We start from the raw sequence: 18,963 nt of genomic DNA, 5'->3' as shown, positions 1-18,963 counted from the left end.
CGGAATTGCGATAATATGCGGACAATCTTTGGTGATTCCCCGGCCAAGGTCCAGGTCGATTGCGTCCAGAAGGGGCGAGGCCATGAAGCAGCGCCATCTTGATCGCTTCCGAGCGACGCGCCAGCAGCCGGGCGAGGAGATTCTCGCCTATGGCGACGGCCAGATCGGCAATCCGCTGGAGGACGGTGTCCGTCCGGGCGGCGACGGCATGCTGATCCTCACCGACCGGCGCTTGGTCTTTCTTTCGAGCTTCCTGTTCCGCGAGGTCTGCGAGGAGATGCCGTTGGCCCGGATCTACGAGATCGAGTACCGCTCGGTGCTCGGCTACCATACCTTGGAATTCAAGACGCCGGACGGTTCCTTCTTCTTCCGCTCGTCCAGCAAGGACAGCCGCGATACCCTGCTGAAGCGGGCCGCCCGTCTGCTCGACCTGGGCAAGGTCGCCCCCCGGGAAGTTCGGGTCTAGTGGGCCAGCAGCGGCCAGCCGTTCACTCCGCCCCAGACGATCGACGCCGCCAGGGCCAAGGCCAGGCCGGCCCGCCATAGCGGTTCCAGGGTCGGGAAGGGCTCGCCCGCGTGGCCTGCGGCGCTCTTGTAGCCGGTGATCATGGGGCGGGTCAGATTTTCCTTCCGCACCAGCAGGTAGGCCAACACCGCCCCCACGTGGACCGCCACCAAGCCCAGGATCGCCCAGTAGCCGATCTTGTGGAGGCCGGTGAAGCGCTTGGCGGTGGCGGCGGAAACCGTATGCTTGAGAGGGCCGCTGACTAGGATGTCGTCGGTGGCGAACAGGCCCATCGTGCCCTGGAAAGCCAGCATCGCCAGCAACGCCAGCACCATCAGGGCGCCTAGAGGGTTGTGGCCGTAAGGATGGATTTCCCCGCGCAGGTAGGCGGCAATGGCGCGGGGCCCGCGGACGAAATCGGCGAAACGGGCGGTGGAACTTCCGATCATGCCCCAGATCAGGCGGAAAGCCAGCAAGGTCAGGATGGCGTAACCGTTCCATTTGTGCCAGGTCATGGTCACGTCGCCGAACTTGGCGCTCAGGAAGGCGTCGGCCACCAGCGCCACGAGGGCCCAATGGAAAAGGCGGGTCGGCAGGTCCCAGACGCGGACCTCGACCCCGGAACCGGAAGAGTTGCCGTGTTTCATGCCCCTAATGTCGCGGGGCGAGGCCGGCCGGGTCAAGGGCCGATGTCGGGCCGGGGCTTTCGGCTTGCGTCTGGGTGGTGGCGCATATAGGGTGACGCGGAGTCTCTGAGAGGGATCGTTTTCTATGGCCGACGACGAAAACGAAGTCAGCGTCATCCGTCCGCCCGACACCTTGAAGTCCAAGGTCCGCGAGGGCGGACCCGGTGCCGTCGATCTGGCGGCGCTGGAGCGTGCGGAGGCGGTGATCGCCAACCTGACCGACAGCTATTTGCAGTGGGTGCAGGAAGATCTGGTCAAGATCCAGACCGCCTACGATGCCCTGGCTGCCGCTCCCGAGGCCGAACGCAAGGCCGCCGCCGACCGGGTTTTCCAGGTCGCCCATGACATCAAGGGCCAGGGCGGCAGCTTCGGCTACAACCTGATGACCGTGATCGGCAACAGTCTCTGCCGCTTTATCGAAAGGGAGCCGGACCCGAGCCCCAAGCATGTGGACGTCATCAAGGTCCACGTCGATTCGCTGAAGCTGGTCATCGCCCAGAACCTCAAGGGCGACGGCGGCCCCTTGGGCGAGAAGCTGCTGGCCGGGCTGAACGCGGTCATCGACAAGGTGGCGGCCAAATAGGCCGCCCGCCATGGAAACCTTCGGCGACTACAGCCGGTACGTAGTGGCCATGCTGGCCATCCTCGATCCCTTTTCGGCCATTCCCATCTTCCTTACCTTGACCGAGGGCCAGAGCGTCCCGGAAAAGCGCCGCACGGCGCGGGCCACGGTATCGACGGTCTTCGTCGTGCTGGCGGTCGCCGCCTTGTCGGGCGACCTGGTGCTGTTCCTGCTGGGCACCAGCCTGGACGCCTTCCGGGTGGGGGGGGGCATCGTTCTCCTGCTGATGGCCGTTTCCATGCTGCAGGCCGAGGTCGGCCCCCTGCGTCACAAGCCGGAAGAGGCGGCCGAGGCCGGGCTCAAGCAGGGCGTCGGCGTGGTGCCGCTGGGCATCCCCTTGCTGGCCGGGCCGGGCGCCATCAGTACCACCATCATCCAGGTCCAGCGCGATCCCACGCCGGGCAACCTGGGCATGGTGATCGCCTGCATCGCCCTGGTCTGCCTGGCGATCTGGCTGGCGTTGCGCCTGGCGGTACCCATCGGCCAGCGCCTGGGCGTCACCGGCATCAACATCCTGAACCGCCTGATCGGTTTGATCCTGGCCGCCGTCGCGGTGCAGATCATGGCGGTGGGCCTCAAGGGCCTGTTCCCCGGCCTGGACGGGTGATCCCATGGGCCAGTTGGACGACCGTCTCGAACAAGCCCTGGCTGGCATCCGCCGGGCCGGCGCCTGGCGGGAACTCCGGCCCTGCCGGCCCCAACCCGGCGGCATTGTGGTCCGCGGCGACCGCCGGCTGGTGGATTTTTCCTCCAACGACTACCTGGGCCTCGCCCGCCATCCCGAGGTGATCGGCCGCGCCGCCCGGTGGGCCGAAGAATGGGGCGCCGGGGCCAGGGCCTCGCGCCTGGTCACCGGGACCCTGGAAATCCATGCCGCCGTCGAGGCCAAGCTGGCCCGTCTGAAGGGCACGCAAGCGGCCCTGATCTTCAATTCCGGATACCAGGCCAACGCGGCGATCCTGCCCGCCCTGCTGGATCGCGACATGCTGGGGGCCGAGCCCCTGGTCTTCGCCGACCGCCTGATCCATGCCAGCCTGCATGCCGGCCTGGCCCAGGTCCGCCAAATCCGCTTCCATCACAATGACATGGATCACCTGGAAAGCCTGCTCAGGGCCAATGCCGGCAAGCCGGGGGTGCGCTTCATCGTCACCGAATCGGTGTTCAGCATGGACGGCGACCGGCCCGATCTGCGCGCCCTGGTGGGCCTGGCCGAACACCATGGCGCCGTGCTCTATCTGGACGAGGCCCATGCCACGGGTGTTCTGGGGCCCAAGGGGATGGGGCTGTCCGGGCTGTATCCGGGCCGGGTGGAGATCGCCATGGGCACCTTCAGCAAGGGCATGGGCAGCTTCGGCGCCTACGTGGCGGGGTCGCGGAAGCTCTGCGACTGGCTGGTCAACCGCTCGGCCGGGTTCATCTACGCCACCGCCCTGCCGCCCGCCGTCCTGGGCGCCATCGACGCCGCCCTCGACCTGGTGCCGGACCTGGAAGCCGAACGCTTCCTTCTGCGTTCCCACGCCGAACGGGCGCGCCAGGCCCTCGGGGCGGCGGGACTCGACACCCTGGCTTCCGACAGCCAGATCGTACCGGCGGTGATCGGGTCTCCGGAAAAGGCCCTGGAGGCCAGCCGCTACCTGGAGGACCGGGGGGTGCTGGGCATCGCCATCCGACCGCCCACCGTGCCCCAGGGTACCAGCCGTATCCGCCTGGCCATGAGCGCCGCCCACGGGGAGGCGGAACTGGGACTGCTGCTCGATGCCGTTCCCGGCCTGGCCGGGTTCCGGTCGTGAAGGACGCCGTCGTCGTCGCCGTGCACGGCTGGGCCTTCGGGGCCGGCTTCTGGCTGCCCCTGGTTCATGCTCTTCCGGAAGCGGAATTCCACTGTATCGACCTGGGTTTCCGCGGCGCGCCGCTGGTCCCGGACCTGCCTTCGGACGGCCGCCGGGTGGTGGCCATGGGCCATTCCCTGGGGGCCTTGTGGCTGCTGACCGAACGGCCCTTCCGCTGGGACGCCTTCGTCGGCATCAACGCCTTCGGGCGCTTCACGGACGCCGTGGCGCCGCGGGTGCTGGAGCGCATGGGTCGCCGCCTGGAGGACGATGCCTTCCGGGTGGTGGGGGACTTCCTGGCCCTTTGCGGCTGCACCGACCGGCCGATGCGTCTCGACGTCCCCCGTCTCGGGGAAGGCTTGCACTGGCTGCGGGACCGGGATGCGCGGCGGGCTCTCGACAACGACCCGGCTCCGGCGTTATTCCTCGCGGCCCGCGACGATCCGCTGGTGCCGCCGGCCGCCCTGGGCTTCCCCGAAGGCAAGGCGCGCTGGAGCGAGACCGGCGGGCATCTGCTGCCCCGCACCCGGCCCGAGTGGTGCGCCGCCGTCATCAAGGAGGTTCTCGGGGCATGATCCCAGGCGCCCGCAAGCAACGCATCGCCCGGTCCTTCGGCCAGGCCGCCGCCACCTACGACGCGGCTGCCCATCTGCAACGCCACGCGGCCGAACATCTGGCGGCCATGGCGATCAAGCTGCCGTTGCGCGAAAACTACCGGGTCCTTGAGGTGGGGGCGGGAACCGGCATCCTGACCCGCCTGCTGATCGACCATCTGCCGGCGGGCTGCTCCTGGGTGGTGACTGATATCGCGGAGGGCATGCTGGACCGGTGCCGCCAGACCCTGGCCGGGCGGCCGGGCCTGGAGTTCCGCGTCATGGACGGTGAGGCCCCGGACGTGGACGGCCCCTTCGACCTGATCGTTTCCAACCTGGCGGTGCAGTGGTTCGACGACCTGGGAGCCGGCCTGGCCCGCCTGTCGGAACGGCTGGCGGCCGGCGGCTACCTGGCGGTTTCCACCCTGGCCGAGGACAGCGCCGTCGAATGGCGCCGCGCCCATGCCGACCTGGGCATCGATTGCGGCGTCCCGCGCCTGCCCGGTGCGGATCGCATCGCCATGGCGTGGCCCGACAACGGCAATCTGAAATTCACCGAAGAACGGTTAATCAGGAGCTATCCGAATGCCCTGGCCTTCCTGGAGGCCTTGCGCGAGACCGGGGCGCAGGTCCCGGCGCCCGGCTACCGGCCCCTGCCGGCGGGCACCCTGCGCCGCCTGTTGCGCCACCTGGACGCCCAGGGCGAACTGGCCCTGACCTACCACATCGCCTACGGCGTCTTCACGCGGACGGCGTGACGCCTTCCAAGAAACGCCGTCGTACCGACTCCCGGTGGTGGCGGAACCACATCAGGGGGATCAGGGTCATGGAATTGACGATGCGGCCTTCGTCCAGCCAAGCGAAGGCTTCGTCCACCCCGGCCACCAGGACGCGGATGTTTTCGTGTTCCTCCCGGAGACCGAAGATGCCGCCGGCCTGGGTGGAATCGACACGTCCGACGAAGACGAACAGGGATTCCGTCGTGCCGCCGGGGCTGACCAGGTAGTGCATGACCGGGATGACGTCCAGCACCAGGCAGTCGGCTTCCTCGCCGGCCTCGCGGCGCACCACCTGTTCGGGCGTTTCGCCGGCATCGATGATGCCGGCCACGGTCTCGATCAGCCAGGGGGAAAAATCTTCGGCGAACCAGGGCGAGTTGCGGGCGGCGGCGTAGGCGCCGATGCGGAACTGTTCGACGAACACCAGCTTCTCGCGGTCGGGATCGTAAAGAAGGATGGTCGCCGCATGGCCGCGTTCGAAGACCTCGCGGCTCATGACGCCGCTCATGCCCCCTTCGAACAGTTCGTGGCGCAGCTTGTAGCGGTCGATGCGGAAATAGCCGCGAAAGGGTGTTTCCACCTCGACGATCTCGATATCCCTGGGTTTCGCCGTCATGACGGACCTGCCTTTCTGCCTGGGGCATTGTCGCGGCAAGCGGGCGGGGGAATCAACCGGCCATTCTTCCCGTCGACAAACGGCGGCCGGCGGGGCAGGGTAGGGGGGAACATGGAGCCATCCTTTTGCCGACCATCCTCGAACGTCAGCCGCGCCTTGCCGTCTTCGATTGCGACGGGACCCTGGTGGACAGCCAGGCTTCCATCGTCGCCGCCATGCATGCGGCTTTCCTGGGGGAAGGCCGCGCGGCCCCCGAGCCCCACGCGGTGCGCCGGGTGGTGGGGCTGCCGCTCTACGACGCCATCTTCCGCCTGCTGCCCGACGGCGACCACGGGGCCTGCGCCATCCTTACCGAACGCTACAAGGAGGCTTTTTCCGACCTCCGGACCCGCGACGTCGTGCACGAACCCCTGTTTCCCGGCGTGGAAGATGTCTTGGCTCGTCTGGACGCCGAAGGCTGGCTGCTGGGCGTGGCGACCGGCAAGTCGTACCGGGGGCTGGTCAACACCTTGAAGACCCACGGGCTGGAGGGCCGCTTCGTCACTTTGCAGACCGCCGACCGGGTGCGCGGCAAGCCCCATCCCGACATGATGCTCCAGGCGCTCGCGGAGACGGGGGTGGAGGCCACCTGCTCTGTTGTCATAGGGGATACCACCTACGATATGGAGATGGCCCGGGCCGCCGGAACGTTTGCGGTCGGGGCCGCTTGGGGATACCATGAGCGCTCCGAATTGACGGCGGCGGGGGCCCATCGGATCGCCGATGCGTTTCCCGACATCCCCGCCACCATCCTGTCAGTCATGGGGGCTGCATCATGAAAAAGCTTGGAATGATCCTAGGTGGCGTCATTGGGCTGGTGGTCCTGGCGTTGGTCGGCGGCTTCACCTACCTGAAATCCATGGACTTCAACCAGTACAAGGGCGCGATCGCCGAACAGGCCAAGGCGGCTACCGGCCGCGACCTGAAGTTCGCCGGCGACATCAAGGTCCAGGTTTCGATGACGCCGTCGCTATCGGTGGAAGGCGTCAGCTTCTCCAACGCGGGTTGGGGTTCGCGGCCCGAGATGGCCAAGCTGAAGCGTCTGGATGTCGAAGTGGCCCTCATGCCCCTGCTGAGCAAGAAGGTCCAGGTCAACCGCCTGGTCCTCGAGGGCCTGGACCTGCTGGCCGAGACCGACCGGCAGGGCAAGGGCAACTGGGAATTCGCCGCCGCCAAAAGCGAGGCCAAGCCGGGCGAGGCGCCCAAGGACGCCGGCGCACCTGGCGAAATGCCGGTGGTCAAGATGGTCCGCCTGAAGGACATCAAGATCGCCTACAAGGACGGCAAGAGCGGCCAGACCTTCAACGTCGGGCTGGACAGCCTGGACGTGGAGGCCGACAACCCCAGCGCCCCCCTGGCGCTCAACCTGGCCGGCACCATGAACGCCGTGGCTTACAAAGTGGCGGGCAAGCTGGGCTCGGTGCCCGACCTGCTGGCCGGCAAGCCCATGCCGCTGACCCTGAAGGCCGACCTGCTGGGCGTCGCGGCGGCGGTGGACGGCAAGATCGACCGGCCGCTGGAAGGCAAAGGGCTCGACCTGGGGCTGAAGATCGACGTGCCCAAGCTGGGCGAGACCGTCAAGGCGGCCGCCGCCCTGGCCCCCGGTCTCAAGGACGCCGGGCCGGTCCCGGCGGTTCCGCTGGCCTTTTCCGGCAGGTTGGCCGATACGCAGAACGGCTACGCGGTGGGCGACATGAAGCTCACCCTGGGCGGCAGCGATCTGACCGGCAAGCTTGCCGTGGCCCTCGGGGGGGCTCGGCCGGCGGTCGACGCCGACTTGGCCTCCAACCTGTTCGATCTCGACCAACTGCTCCCTCCGCAGAAGGACGGCGGCAAGGCCGCGCCGGCCGGCGAGGGGGCCAAGGGCGGCGGCGCGGGGGCCAAGGGCGGCCGGGTGTTCCCGGACGATCCGCTGCCCCTGGACGGCCTGAAGGCGGCCGACGCCAAGGTCAAGTTCAAGGGCAAGAAGATCGTCGCCCAGGGCTACACCCTGACCGACATCGCCGTCGACCTGACCCTGACCAACGGCAAGCTGACCGTCAGCCCCTTCGGCCTGACCACCTTCGGCGGCAAGGTGGGCGGCAACCTCAGCCTGGACGGCGGGGCCGCGACGCCGGCCCTGGCGCTCAAGCTGGACGTGGCGCAACTGGACTACAGCGCGGTGCTCAAGCAGGTGCAGGGCAATGATCTGGTGCAGAACGGCAAGCTCGACGTGGCGCTCGACGTCCGCGGCACCGGCAAGTCGGTGCGGGCCCTGATGGCCGGCCTGGACGGACAGGCCCGGGTGACCACCCAGGGCGGCAAGATCGCTTCCAACGCGCTCAACATCGTGTCGGGCGACGTGGCGGCCATCCTGCCCTTCGTCAAGAGCGAGGGTGACAAGGACATCAAGTGCGGCGTGCTGAACTTCGACATCGGCAAGGGCATGGCCAAGCAACGCGCCATCGTCTTCGAGACCGGCGGCCTATCGGTGGTCGGCACGGGCGATATCAACTTGGCGACCGAAGGGCTCAACCTGCGCATCGAGCCGCGCGCCAAGAAGACCAGCGTCGCCAGCTTGGCCGAGGTGCCCATGCTGGTCGGCGGCACCATGGCCAATCCGGACATCAAGCCGGACGCCCTGGAAGCCGGCAAGGCGGCCCTTGGCGCGGCGACCCAGGTGGGCGCGGCGGTGGCCACCGGCGGCCTGTCGGTGGTCGGCCAGAAGCTGGCCGGTGCCGCGACCGGCGGCGGCAAGGTCGATGAGACCGACTATTGCACCCCGGCCCTGGCCGGCAAGGTGGTGACTCCCGAAAAGCCGAAGGAAAGCAAGTCGGCCGGCGGCGGCGACAAGGGGCTTCTGGGTTCCCTGCCCGGTCTGGGCGGCGACAAGCCGGCCACCCCTGGCGGCAAGGCGGCCGACAAGCCCTTGGAAGGGCTGACCAAGGGCGTCAAGGGCCTGTTCGGCAAGTAGGTCCGATGTCCTGGGACAAGCGACGGCGCTTCTATCGCCAGGCGGAGGCGTCCCCCGACGGGGACGCCTTCGTCGTTCGGCTCGACGGCCGGGGTCTCAAGACTCCGGCCGGAAGGTCCCTCCACCTGCCCACGGCCGCCCTGGCCGCGGCTGTGGCCCGCGAGTGGGCGGCCCAGGCGGGAATCCTCCGGCCCCACACCATGCCGATCACCCAGCTGGCCGCCACGGCGCTGGACCGCGTCCCGGTGGAACGGGATGCGGCGATCGGCCATCTGATGGCGATGGTTGAAACCGATCTGCTCTGCCACCGAGCCGGCCACCCCGCCGAACTGGCAGCCCGCCAAGCGGCCCGCTGGGACCCGTTGCTGGATTGGGCCGCCGAGGCGTTGGGAGCGCGATTGCGGGTGACCGAAGGCATCCTGGCCGTCGCCCAGCCACCCGAGTCCCTGGCGGCCCTGCGCCGGGCGGTCGAAGGCCTGACCGATCTGGAACTGGCGGCGGTGGCCAGCGCCGCTGCGGCCACCGGCTCCCTGGTGGTGGCCCTGGCCCTGGCGGCCGGGCGGCTCGATGCGGCCTCCGCCTTCGAAACGGCCCTGGTGGACGAACGCTTCCAGGCCGAGCTCTGGGGCGACGATTTCGAAGCCCTGGCCCGCCGCGTCCGCCTGCGGACCGACGTCGAGGCGGCCGGGGCGGTCCTGGCTTTGGCGGGGTCTTGACGCGCCGGGCCTGCCCGTCCAGGATGCCATCTTGCGTAAGATGGCCGGGGTGCCTATAGTCTCGGCCCTTCCGAGCCCCCACGTCTATGGTGTGTTGGAGTTTTTCGAATGGCCCGAGTCACGGTTGAAGATTGCGTCGTCAGGATCCCGAACCGCTTCGAGTTGGTGATGATCGCCGCTCAGCGGGCTCGTAACATTTCGGCCGGCAATTCGCTGACCGTCGAGCGCGACAACGACAAGAACCCGGTCGTGGCGCTACGCGAGATCGCCGATTGCACGGTCGATCTCAAGGACCTGGAAAATGGCATCATCCGCGGCCTGCAAAAGTTCGTCGAGCGCGACGAACCGGTCGAGGAGGAAATGGACATGCAGGCCTTCCAGGAGCAGATCAAGCAGGAAATGGCCGACGCCCAAAGCGCCGCCGCCAAGGCCGCCGAGATGCTGGACGGCGAGGACGGCGAGGACGCCGACAGCATGGGCGACATGGGTGCCGAGGCTGAGGCCGCCGACACCGAGGAGTAGTCCATGACGGCCAGCCGGTCCTGCATGGATAAGTCATGCGGCGGCCGCGCGGGCCGGACCCCCGCAGATGGACGGGGGGCGCCATGATCCGCCAGTTCGAACTCGTCGAACGCATCAAGGCCTACGATCCGGACGCGGACGAGGATCTGTTGAACCGCGCCTATGTCTTCGCAATGAAGGCGCATGGGTCCCAGGTGCGGGCCTCGGGCGATCCCTACTTCTCCCATCCCCTCGAAGTGGCGGGTATCCTGCTCAACTACCGCCTGGATACCGCCTCCATCGTCACGGCCCTGCTGCACGACGTCATCGAGGACACCCACGCCACCTACGACGAGATCGAAAAGCACTTCGGCGCCGAGGTCGCCCGCCTGGTCGACGGCGTTACCAAGCTGACCCGCATCGAACTGCAGTCGGACAACAAGCAGGCGGAAAACTTCCGCAAGCTTTTGCTCGCCATGTCGGAAGATATCCGGGTGCTGCTGGTCAAGCTGGCCGACCGCCTGCACAACATGCGCACCCTGGGCTTCGTGCAGAAGCCGGAAAGCCGGCGCCGCATCGCGCTGGAGACCATGGATATATACGCGCCCTTGGCCGAGCGCATCGGCATGCAGGAGATCAAGCACGAACTGGAGGACTTGGCCTTCGCCGAACTGAACGGCGATGCCCGCGATTCCATTCTCGCCCGTCTGCATTTCCTGCGCGAACAGGGCGGCGGGTTGATTCCGCGCATCATCGCCGAACTGAAGCGCACGATGGCCGACGGCGGCCTGGAATGCACCATCAACGGCCGCGAAAAGACGCCCTATTCCATCTGGCGCAAGATGCAACGCCAGAACATCAGCTTCGAACAGCTCTGCGACATCATGGCCTTCCGCATCGTGGTGGACGACCTGGGCGACTGCTACCAGGCCCTGGGCATCATCCATAGCCGCTACCCGGTGATACCGAGCCGATTCAAGGACTACATCTCCACCCCCAAGCCCAATGGCTACCGCTCGCTGCATACCAGCGTGCTGGGGCCGGAGAAGCATCGTATCGAGGTTCAGATCCGCACCCGCGAGATGCACGAAGTCGCCGACCGCGGCGTCGCCGCCCACTGGCAATACAAGCAGGGCGTCGCCCGCGAGCAGGTGGACGGCCGCCAGTATCGCTGGCTGCGCGAATTGCTGGAGATACTGGAGAACGCGTCCAGCCCCGACGAGTTCCTCGAACATACAAAGCTGGAGATGTTCCAGGACCAGGTCTTCTGCTTCACCCCCAAGGGCGATCTGATTACCCTGCCGCAGGGCGCGACGCCGGTCGACTTCGCCTACGCGGTCCATTCCGAGGTGGGCGACCACTGCGTGGGCGCCAAGATCAACGGCGCCATCGTCCAATTGCGCACCCAGTTGCAGAACGGCGATCAGGTGGACATCCTGACTTCCAAGGTCCAGACCCCGTCGCCCAACTGGGAACGCTTCGTGGTGACGGGTAAGGCGCGGTCCCATATCCGCCGCTTCGTCCGCCAGGCGGAGCGGGAGCAGTACCTTCACCTGGGCAAGGCCATCCTGCAGAAGGCCTTTGCCGAGGAAGGCTATGAATTCGCCCCCAAGTCCCTGGAAGGGGCGTTGACGGTCTTCAAGGCCCATGGCGTCGAAGACATCTGTACCGCCGTGGGGGCCGGCCACCACACGGCGCGCGAAGTGCTGGAAGCGGTCTTCCCCGGCATCAGGAAGAAGCGGGAGGCGGCCAACGTGGTGCCGCTGGCCCGCATGCGGGAAAGGAAGGAAGCCCAGCACCACGGCCACGCCCCCCACCCCGCCGGCGGTAGCGCCCGCCGCGACGGGGGAATTCCGATCAAGGGTCTGATTCCGGGCATGGCCATGCATTTCGCCGGCTGCTGCCATCCGCTGCCCGGCGATCGGATCGTCGGCATCGTCACCACGGGCAAGGGGGTGACCATCCATACCATCGACTGCGAAATGCTGGAGACCTACGCCGAACAGCCGGAACGCTGGTTGGACGTGTCCTGGGAACAGGGCAACGGAACGGCCAAGGACCGCGGCCACGTCGGCCGGGTGCATCTCAGCGTGCTGAACGAACCGGGCAGCCTGGGCAGCCTGTCGACGGTGATCGCCAAGAACGAAGGAAACATCTCCAACCTGAAGATCACCACCCGCAGCAGCGAGGTCTTCGACCTGCTGGTCGACATCGAGGTGCGCGACGTCAAGCATCTGACCGACATCATCGCGGCCCTCCGCGCCACGCCGGTCATCAACGCCATCGAAAGGGCAAGGGGATAGGACGGACCATGGCGAACGAGCCTTTGCGCCTAGGCGTCAACATCGACCACGTGGCGACCATCCGCAACGCCCGCGGCGGCGCCCATCCCGATCCCTTGCGTGCGGCATTGCTGGCCGCGAGGGCGGGGGCGGACGGCATCACGGCGCACCTGCGCGAGGACCGGCGCCACATCTCGGACCACGACATCAACCGGCTGGCCCGCGAGATCGACCTGCCGCTCAACCTGGAAATGGCGGCCACCGACGAGATGCTGGCGGTGGCGCTGCGCCACAAGCCTCACGCCGCCTGCGTGGTGCCCGAACGGCGCGAGGAACGCACTACCGAGGGCGGCCTGGAAGTCGCGGGCAACCGCCAGGGCCTGGAACGCTACGTGCGCGAGATGGTGGCGGCCGGCATCCGGGTCTCGTTGTTCGTCGAGCCCGATCCTCGTCAACTCGACGCCGCCCGCGAGATCGGCGCGCCGGTGGTCGAACTCCACACTGGCGCCTATTGCGAGGCCCACGGCAAGGCCCGTGAGCGGGAACTGGAACGCATCGTCAAGGCGGCCGCCCACGCCCAGGCCCTGGGCCTGGAATGCCACGCCGGCCACGGCCTGGGCTACGACAGCGTGGGACCGGTGGCGGCCATTCCGTCCATCGTCGAACTCAACATCGGCCACTTCCTTGTCGGCGAGGCCATCTTCGTCGGCCTGGAGGACAGCATCCGCGAGATGCGCCGCCTGATGGACGAGGCGCGCGGGGCCCCATGATCCTGGGCGTCGGCACCGACCTTTGCGACATCCGGCGCATCGAGAAGTCGCTGGACCAGTTCGGGGACCGCTTCGTCGAACGCCTGTTCACCGAGGGCGAGCGGGCCCGGGCCGAACGCAAACCCAATCCCGCCGCCGCCTACGCCCAGCGCTTCGCCGCCAAGGAGGCCCTGGCCAAGGCTCTGGGCACCGGCTTTCGCGACGGCGTGTTCTTCAAGGACATCGAGGTCGCCAACCACCCTTCGGGCCAGCCCTTCCTCAAACTGTCCGGCGGAGCGCTGGCGCGCCTGGAGGCTCTGACTCCGCCCGGCTGGCGGCCGCACATCGATCTGTCGTTGACCGACGAATTTCCTATGGCGCATGCCATGGTCATCCTGTCGGCGGAGCGGTAGTCGCAGGCCATATGCCAACGGGACAATGGCTTTGGCTCTTCATCTTGGCCCTTACCGGGTGTGCGCATCCGCGAGCTTGGCCGCACCCGCAACGGTGAGCTTACCGTCGTCGCGATGCGCCAAAATGGTCGTTGTCGAAACAGACCATAGGTGAAGATGGGCGCCGCCGCCTTGCCTACTTGAGGCGGTGCAGGCCCATCAGCTTGATCATGTGCTTTTCGTAGCCCGGCTCGCCCAGGCCCTTGCGGACCTTGCGGATGAAGTACTTCTCGAAGGCGATCTTGGCCAGGTGCACCCACTTGCCCTTGGACGACCAGTTGACGTTGCGTGGCGGAATCTGCGGGATGGCGACGAAGGCCGCCCCCCCGTCGCCGAAGTCGGCCAGGCAGGCGGCGCTCCAGGAGCCTTCGTGAGTCGGCTCCTTGCCGTCCAGGATCTCGCGGATGTTTTCCGCCGCCGCCGTGACCATGCTTTCGATCATGAAGCCGGTCTTCGGACAGCCGGTCGGCACCGGTGTCGCTTCCACCGGCGGGATGGCGATGCAGACCCCCACCGAGAAGACGTTGCGGTACTTGGGATTGCGCTGGTGCCGGTCGACCAGGATGAAGTCGCGCGGGTTGCCCAGCCCCTCGATCCCCGCCACCGCGCCGATGCCACGGAAGGCCGGCAGCATCATGCAGTACTTGTGGGACAGTTCGTGGGTTTTGGCCGGCTTGCCTTCCAGGTCGCACTCGCTGACGAACACCCGGCCGGCCTCGAACTTGTCTACCTTGGCGTTGCAGATCCACTTGATGTGGCGGTTGCGCAGCTCGGCTTCGATCATGCCCTTGGTGTCGCCCACCCCGCCCAGGCCCAGGTGCCCGATGTAGGGTTCCGAGGTGACGAAGGTGATGGGTACCTTGTTGCGGATCTTGCGGCGGCGCAGGTCGGTGTCGACGATCATGGCGAATTCGTAGGCCGGCCCGAAGCAGGACGCGCCCTGGACGGCCCCGATCACCAGATGGCCGGGGTCCTTGCAGAAGTCCTCCCAGGCCTGGCCGGCGGCCACCGCATGGTCGACGCTGCAAATGGAATGGGTATGGTGCTCGGGCCCGAAGCCTTCGATCTCGTGGAAGGCCAGTTGCGGGCCGGTGGCGACGATCAGGTAGTCGTAGTCGACTTCGGTGCCGTCGGACAGTTCCACCCGGTTGCGGTCGGGATGGACCTTCCTGGCCCCCTTGGCGACGAACTCGATGCCCTTGCGCGCCATAGGCTGGGCCAGGGGGACGACCACGTCCTCCTTGGTGCGCCAGTTGACGGCGACCCAGGGGTTGGAAGGGACGAACTGGAAGAAATCGCTGTTGGAGATGACGGTCAGGCGGTCGTTCCTGCCCAGCTTCTCCTGCATCTCATAGGCCATCGAAACGCCGCCGACGCCGGCGCCGAGCACCACGATACGAGCCATGACTGTCCCCGCGGGAAAGATATCGTTTCGTTGCGACGATCCGACCTTGCACCGGACCCGGCATCAACAATACACAACATCCGCGTAATATCCAAGGCCATTGACCGCCCCTATCGAGTCAGGCTCATGAACAGGCGCGACAGCTTTTCGGGCAGCCGGTCCAGGCGGTCGATGACCGTGTAGCGGGCCCGGCCGAAGATCTCGCCGACATAGTCGTCGGCGCGCGGGTCCAGGGTGATGCAATAGGTATCGACGCCCTTGCGCTTCAGTTCCGCCACCGCGGCATGGGTGTCGGCCTTCAGGTAGCGGTCGTCGACGACGTCCACGTCGGAGGGTTCGCCATCGCTGAGCACCAGCAGGATCTTCTTTTCCTCGCGCCGCCGTTCCAGATAGCGCCCGGCGTGGCGCAACGCCGCCCCCATGCGGGTCGACAACCCGGCTTGCATGGCCGCCAGGCGGGCCTTGGACTCGTGGCCCCAGTCCTCGCCGAAGCCCTTGAAATGGGTATAGCGCACATCATGGCGGGTGTTGGAGGCGAAGCCGCCGATGGCGAAGCTGTCGCCCAGTTCCTCCACCGTCCAGGCCAGCAGCGAGACCGACTCCTGGGCCAGGGTGAGGATACTGCGGTCCAGGCCCGGCGGAGTATCCTTCACCGATTCCGACAGGTCGAGCAGCAGCAGCAGCGCGATGCTGCGCCCGCCCGGCACGTGGCGGACGTGGATGCGGGTATCGGCCTCCGCGCCCGAGCGGTGATCGGTGACGGCACGGATCAACATCTCCAGGTCCAGTTCGTCGCCTTCCTTCTGGTAGCGCAGGCGGGTGCGTTGGTGGGGCTTCAACTGGTCCACCGCCTTCCTGAGCCGCTTGGCGACCAGTTGATCGCGCTCCAGCAGGGCATCGATGTCGGCGGCCGCGCCGGGCGGCTGGATGGCCTCGTAAACGGTCGCCCAATCGGGACGGTAGGCCTGGGCCCGGTAATCCCATTCCGGATAGTGACTGGGGGGCAGGACGTCCTGTTCCCGCTCATCCTTCTCCCAGGGGTCGCGGGCGCCGTGGTCGGAATGGAACTCGTCTTCGTTCTTGGCGTCTTCCAGGAACAGCCAGAGATACCGGTTGTCGTCGCGATACGACACGAAGGTGTCGGCGAACCAGACCTGGGACTTGCGGAAATCGTGCTGGTAGTTGTCGGTCAGCCATTCCACCCCCAGGCGGGTGCTCAGGGACCGGTCATGGGGATCGGCGGCGAAGGCTTGGTGGAAGCGCTTGGCGTACTCGTGCACCATGGGGTCGCTGTAGGGATGGTCCGGATCGAGAATGGCGCGCGACAGCAGCGTCAGCTTGTGGCGGATGCAGGACCAGCCGGGCGGGCAGGCGCCTTCCCGCGGGGCGGGGTGCAGCGCCTGCCAGAGCTGCCGCAGGCCGGGATAGCGCCGCATGGCCAGGGCCTCGACGCGGGCATCCTCGAAGCATTCGATGGGCAGGTGCTGGAAGGCGCTGAAGTTGTCGCCCAGATAGGGTTCCGACCATAGTCGGTGCGCGGCCAGATGGGCCGCCTGCGCCCGGTAGCGGTCGATGCCGGTTATACCGTCCAGCGGATCGTAGACGTCGGGCAGGTGGAAGCCCTGCTTGTCCAGGTGGGGAACGGGTTTGCGCTTCTCGTCCAGGGCGAGGGAATAGGGCTTGAAGGCATCCTCCAGCCCCCAGAGGGCGCGGAGCCAGAGTTCCATCTCCCGCGCATGGTCGGCGAACAGGGTTCCATGGCGCTCGCGCTGCAAGACAGCCAAGGAATCGGCGGTCTTCAGGCCGAAGAACTCGCCCATCATGTAGGGCTGGTCGCGGTAGGCGCGGATGCCGTAATCGATCCAGTTGCCGAGCCCCGCCACCGACAGTTGATCCAGCATGGGCCCCACGTGGCCGAACAGGGGTACCAAGCCGTCCTTGGCCTCGCGGGCCATCCGGGCCACCGCCTCCAGCCAATGTTCCAGCAGGGCGGCGCTGGCCAGGCGGCGGGCCACCGCCGGCAGGGTGGCGAGAAAAGGATTGATCGCCGTACCGCAAAGTTCGTCCGACAGCATCTCGGCGGTGTCGGCGACGCGCGCCACGACGCTTTCGTCGGTCAAGCGAACGACGCCCGGCATCTCTTCCAGGAAATAGAGCACCAGTTCGGTACCGCGGCCCAGGCCGCAGACCTTGGCCGCGCCGTCCAGCCAAGCCTCGATTCCGGCCGGCGACAGGACTCCCTCGGCCTCCTTCAGGCAGCCGGGAAAGATGTCGTCGATCTTGGCGACATTGCAGCGTAGGCGCGGGCGCAGGGCGGCGGGATCAGCCAAGGACCATCCTCACGGCGCTGGAAAGCACGGCGCGCAGGTCGGCGTCGTCGGTCAGGGGGCGTACCAAGGCCATGTCGCAGGCCGCGACGGGATCGATCCCCGCCCCGATCAGCTTGCCGGCATGGACCAGAAGGCGGGTCGAGATGCCCTCGTCCAGGCCGTGGCCCTTGAGCGCCCGGGCGTTGTGGGCGATCTTGACCAGCCTGGCGCAGAGAGCCTTGTCGAGCCCGGTCTCGCGGCCAACGATCTCGGCCTCCCGCTTGGCGTCCGGGTAGTCGAAATCGAGCGCCGCGAAGCGCTGCTTGGTCGACTGCTTGAGGTCCTTCATCAGGCTCTGGTAGCCGGGGTTGTAGGAAATCACCAAGTGGAAGTCGTCGTGGGCCTGGATGACCTCGCCCTTCTTGTCGAGCGGCAGCATGCGGCGATGGTCGGTCAAGGGATGGATGACCACGGTGGTGTCCTGGCGAGCCTCGACCACCTCATCCAGATAGCAGATGGCGCCGATGCGCGCGGCCACCGTCAAGGGCCCGTCCTGCCATCGCGTGCCCGAGGCATCCAACAGAAAGCGCCCGACCAGGTCGGAGGCGGTCATGTCCTCGTTGCAAGCCACGGTGACCAGCGGCGTCTTCAGTTTCCATGCCATGTATTCGACGAAGCGCGACTTGCCGCAGCCCGTCGGCCCTTTGAGCATCACCGGCAGCCGCGCGGCATAGGCCGCCTCGAACAAGGCGACTTCGTCGCTCACCGGCAGGTAGTAGGGTTTCTTGGCGATCCGGTATTGATCGGTGGTCATCGCGTCGCGTTCCTTGTCCTCGTGCCGCAACCTCGGGGGCGTATTTTAGACGGTCATCATATACGGGATGTACCGTCTTGACCATCCGGCACCAGGACTATGGACGGTATTCGAAAAGCAGAAGCAGGGTCCGTTGCGAACCCTGGAAATTGTCGTCGGAGAGCAGATAGAGCAGAACCCCGCCCGCCGGGGTCCGGCGCATGGCAAGTCCTTCCATGTTGTCGACCGCAAGCGGCGGGGCCAGGAGTGCCACTTCGTCGCCCTTGATGCTGATCCCCGGCTGGAAGGCGGTGCGGCCGACGCGGACCAGGCGCGCCGCCGGCCCGCCGATCAAGGTATAGCGGCGTTCCAGTACGAGGACATCGCCGTTGGGCAGGACCGTGGCGCCGGTGGGATAGAAAGCCCCCACGGTCTCGTAGGTCAGGGTCGCCCAGTCGCCGGTTTCCTCGTTGCCGACCCAGCCGACCACGCCGCGTTGGGTCATGAAACTTTCGGTCAGGGCCAACAGACGGCCGTCCGCCAGGCGCGCCAGGGCTTCGATGCCGCTGTTGCGCGGTGCCAGGGCCAGTTCGCGGGGCGGAATCAATTCGCGCGGCGTCTCCCAACCGGCCGGATAGTGCCAGAGCCGGTGGCGATGCTCGAAGGAAACGACGAAACCGCCGTCGGGCGCCGGAGCCAGCCCTTCCGCGTCGCCCTCCTTTTTGTCGTCGCGCAACGGCCGCCCGTCGAGCCCCGGCAAGGGCGACAGATCGGCCTCGCCGATTCCCGTCAGCCGGCCGGTCACGTCGTAACGTAGCCCTAGCGACAGGCGCCGTCCGGCATCGGAGATGGCGGTCAGGTCGCGCCCGTCGAGGCTCACCGTCAAATCGGAAAGACCGCCGAATTTCCGACCGGGAGCCCTCAGGACCAGGCCGCCCCGGTAATGGAGCGCCCCGACCGTCGTCACCGCCGGATCGCGGGGATCGAGAGGAATCGCCTCGGCGTCGACGGCAATCGGCTCGGCGAGCGCGGGAAGGGTCAGGCCCAGGAAACCAAGAACGAGAAGGAGGCGCATGGCCCACCATAGCATGCCACGGGCTCCGCCGGGAAACGCCAAGGCGGGCCGCCATGGTT

At 67.2% G+C, this 18,963-nt stretch carries 19 protein-coding genes; 13 read left to right on the top strand and 6 right to left on the bottom strand.

Going from position 1 to position 18,963, the window contains the following annotated elements; all coding sequences use genetic code 11:
• Nucleotides 1-82: 82 nt before the first annotated feature.
• Entirely contained in the window at nt 83-466 is a 384-nt protein-coding gene (locus tag H7841_03605; protein ID MEO5335970.1) for a PH domain-containing protein, read from the top strand.
• Here H7841_03605 and H7841_03600 read toward each other — a convergent pair.
• On the bottom strand, nt 463-1,152 hold the full coding sequence (locus tag H7841_03600; protein MEO5335969.1) for a cytochrome b/b6 domain-containing protein: 690 nt from the start codon (nt 1,150-1,152) through the stop codon (nt 463-465). The genes H7841_03605 and H7841_03600 overlap by 4 nt on opposite strands.
• 124 nt (nt 1,153-1,276) lie before the next feature.
• On the opposite strand from H7841_03600, the gene H7841_03595 reads away from it, so the two are divergent.
• From H7841_03595 to H7841_03575, 5 genes are read left to right on the top strand one after another with little or no spacing between them, the layout of a single operon-like run.
• A complete protein-coding gene (locus tag H7841_03595; GenBank protein MEO5335968.1) occupies nt 1,277-1,774 on the top strand; it encodes an Hpt domain-containing protein in 498 nt (165 codons plus the stop codon).
• Between the two features lie 10 nt (nt 1,775-1,784).
• A complete protein-coding gene (locus tag H7841_03590; GenBank protein ID MEO5335967.1) occupies nt 1,785-2,420 on the top strand; it encodes an NAAT family transporter in 636 nt (211 codons plus the stop codon).
• A gap of 4 nt (nt 2,421-2,424) precedes the next feature.
• Nucleotides 2,425-3,603 (top strand): 8-amino-7-oxononanoate synthase, encoded by a 1,179-nt coding sequence (locus H7841_03585; GenBank protein MEO5335966.1) that lies wholly within the window; start codon nt 2,425-2,427, stop codon nt 3,601-3,603.
• Nucleotides 3,600-4,217 carry an alpha/beta hydrolase gene (locus tag H7841_03580; protein MEO5335965.1) on the top strand — a complete coding sequence of 206 codons (618 nt, stop codon included), beginning with the start codon at nt 3,600-3,602 and terminating at the stop codon, nt 4,215-4,217. Before H7841_03585 ends, H7841_03580 begins: the two co-directional genes overlap by 4 nt.
• A complete protein-coding gene (locus tag H7841_03575; protein MEO5335964.1) occupies nt 4,214-4,993 on the top strand; it encodes a methyltransferase domain-containing protein in 780 nt (259 codons plus the stop codon). Before H7841_03580 ends, H7841_03575 begins: the two co-directional genes overlap by 4 nt.
• On the opposite strand, the gene H7841_03570 is transcribed toward H7841_03575, so the two are convergent.
• Nucleotides 4,977-5,630, bottom strand: coding sequence for an NUDIX domain-containing protein (locus H7841_03570; GenBank protein MEO5335963.1), 654 nt, complete (start codon nt 5,628-5,630; stop codon nt 4,977-4,979). The genes H7841_03575 and H7841_03570 overlap by 17 nt on opposite strands.
• A 125-nt stretch (nt 5,631-5,755) precedes the next feature.
• On the opposite strand from H7841_03570, the gene H7841_03565 reads away from it, so the two are divergent.
• From H7841_03565 to acpS, 7 genes are all read left to right on the top strand, one after another.
• Nucleotides 5,756-6,448, top strand: coding sequence for an HAD-IA family hydrolase (locus H7841_03565; GenBank protein MEO5335962.1), 693 nt, complete (start codon nt 5,756-5,758; stop codon nt 6,446-6,448).
• Nucleotides 6,445-8,622, top strand: a complete 2,178-nt coding sequence (locus tag H7841_03560; GenBank protein ID MEO5335961.1) for an AsmA family protein — start codon at nt 6,445-6,447, stop codon at nt 8,620-8,622. The genes H7841_03565 and H7841_03560 overlap by 4 nt, the downstream gene beginning before the upstream one ends.
• A 5-nt stretch (nt 8,623-8,627) precedes the next feature.
• Entirely contained in the window at nt 8,628-9,338 is a 711-nt protein-coding gene (locus H7841_03555) for an ATPase (protein ID MEO5335960.1), read from the top strand.
• Between the two features lie 108 nt (nt 9,339-9,446).
• Nucleotides 9,447-9,860, top strand: a complete 414-nt coding sequence (gene rpoZ, locus H7841_03550; GenBank protein ID MEO5335959.1) for a DNA-directed RNA polymerase subunit omega — start codon at nt 9,447-9,449, stop codon at nt 9,858-9,860.
• 83 nt (nt 9,861-9,943) lie between these two features.
• Complete coding sequence (locus H7841_03545; GenBank protein MEO5335958.1) at nt 9,944-12,142, top strand: bifunctional (p)ppGpp synthetase/guanosine-3',5'-bis(diphosphate) 3'-pyrophosphohydrolase; 2,199 nt, start codon at nt 9,944-9,946, stop codon at nt 12,140-12,142.
• An 8-nt stretch (nt 12,143-12,150) separates the two neighbouring features.
• Nucleotides 12,151-12,891 carry a pyridoxine 5'-phosphate synthase gene (locus tag H7841_03540; GenBank protein ID MEO5335957.1) on the top strand — a complete coding sequence of 247 codons (741 nt, stop codon included), beginning with the start codon at nt 12,151-12,153 and terminating at the stop codon, nt 12,889-12,891.
• A complete protein-coding gene (gene acpS / locus H7841_03535; GenBank protein ID MEO5335956.1) occupies nt 12,888-13,283 on the top strand; it encodes a holo-ACP synthase in 396 nt (131 codons plus the stop codon). The genes H7841_03540 and acpS overlap by 4 nt, the downstream gene beginning before the upstream one ends.
• Nucleotides 13,284-13,458: 175 nt before the next feature.
• Here the strand turns inward: acpS and H7841_03530 are convergent, their stop codons facing one another.
• From H7841_03530 to H7841_03515, 4 genes are all read right to left on the bottom strand, one after another.
• Nucleotides 13,459-14,727: an FAD-dependent oxidoreductase gene (locus H7841_03530; protein ID MEO5335955.1), complete on the bottom strand. Its 1,269-nt coding sequence runs from the start codon at nt 14,725-14,727 to the stop codon at nt 13,459-13,461.
• A gap of 110 nt (nt 14,728-14,837) precedes the next feature.
• A complete protein-coding gene (locus tag H7841_03525; GenBank protein MEO5335954.1) occupies nt 14,838-17,057 on the bottom strand; it encodes a VWA domain-containing protein in 2,220 nt (739 codons plus the stop codon).
• Entirely contained in the window at nt 17,050-17,850 is an 801-nt protein-coding gene (locus H7841_03520) for a CbbQ/NirQ/NorQ/GpvN family protein (GenBank protein ID MEO5335953.1), read from the bottom strand. Before H7841_03520 ends, H7841_03525 begins: the two co-directional genes overlap by 8 nt.
• A gap of 97 nt (nt 17,851-17,947) precedes the next feature.
• The gene (locus H7841_03515) at nt 17,948-18,904 is read right to left on the bottom strand and encodes an esterase-like activity of phytase family protein (GenBank protein MEO5335952.1); all 957 of its coding nucleotides are present in this window, start codon (nt 18,902-18,904) and stop codon (nt 17,948-17,950) included.
• Nucleotides 18,905-18,963: the final 59 nt, after the last annotated feature.

The organism is Magnetospirillum sp. WYHS-4 (assembly GCA_039908345.1).
Lineage (GTDB): Bacteria > Pseudomonadota > Alphaproteobacteria > Rhodospirillales > GLO-3 > JAMOBD01.
Note: the sequence above shows the minus strand (reverse complement) of the source record. Positions and strands in the feature narration are given on the sequence as shown.

Excerpts from the sequence above, each read along its gene's own strand:
- H7841_03595 (MEO5335968.1), top strand. The coding sequence starts at position 1,277 with ATGGCCGACGACGAAAACGAAGTCAGCGTCATCCGTCCGCCCGACACC.
- H7841_03585 (MEO5335966.1), top strand. The coding sequence starts at position 2,425 with ATGGGCCAGTTGGACGACCGTCTCGAACAAGCCCTGGCTGGCATCCGC.
- H7841_03545 (MEO5335958.1), top strand. The coding sequence starts at position 9,944 with ATGATCCGCCAGTTCGAACTCGTCGAACGCATCAAGGCCTACGATCCG.
- H7841_03575 (MEO5335964.1), top strand. The coding sequence starts at position 4,214 with ATGATCCCAGGCGCCCGCAAGCAACGCATCGCCCGGTCCTTCGGCCAG.
- H7841_03540 (MEO5335957.1), top strand. The coding sequence starts at position 12,151 with ATGGCGAACGAGCCTTTGCGCCTAGGCGTCAACATCGACCACGTGGCG.
- H7841_03515 (MEO5335952.1), bottom strand. The coding sequence starts at position 18,904 with ATGCGCCTCCTTCTCGTTCTTGGTTTCCTGGGCCTGACCCTTCCCGCG.
- H7841_03600 (MEO5335969.1), bottom strand. The coding sequence starts at position 1,152 with ATGAAACACGGCAACTCTTCCGGTTCCGGGGTCGAGGTCCGCGTCTGG.
- H7841_03555 (MEO5335960.1), top strand. The coding sequence starts at position 8,628 with ATGTCCTGGGACAAGCGACGGCGCTTCTATCGCCAGGCGGAGGCGTCC.
- rpoZ (MEO5335959.1), top strand. The coding sequence starts at position 9,447 with ATGGCCCGAGTCACGGTTGAAGATTGCGTCGTCAGGATCCCGAACCGC.
- H7841_03590 (MEO5335967.1), top strand. The coding sequence starts at position 1,785 with ATGGAAACCTTCGGCGACTACAGCCGGTACGTAGTGGCCATGCTGGCC.
- H7841_03605 (MEO5335970.1), top strand. The coding sequence starts at position 83 with ATGAAGCAGCGCCATCTTGATCGCTTCCGAGCGACGCGCCAGCAGCCG.
- acpS (MEO5335956.1), top strand. The coding sequence starts at position 12,888 with ATGATCCTGGGCGTCGGCACCGACCTTTGCGACATCCGGCGCATCGAG.
- H7841_03560 (MEO5335961.1), top strand. The coding sequence starts at position 6,445 with ATGAAAAAGCTTGGAATGATCCTAGGTGGCGTCATTGGGCTGGTGGTC.
- H7841_03570 (MEO5335963.1), bottom strand. The coding sequence starts at position 5,630 with ATGACGGCGAAACCCAGGGATATCGAGATCGTCGAGGTGGAAACACCC.
- H7841_03520 (MEO5335953.1), bottom strand. The coding sequence starts at position 17,850 with ATGACCACCGATCAATACCGGATCGCCAAGAAACCCTACTACCTGCCG.
- H7841_03530 (MEO5335955.1), bottom strand. The coding sequence starts at position 14,727 with ATGGCTCGTATCGTGGTGCTCGGCGCCGGCGTCGGCGGCGTTTCGATG.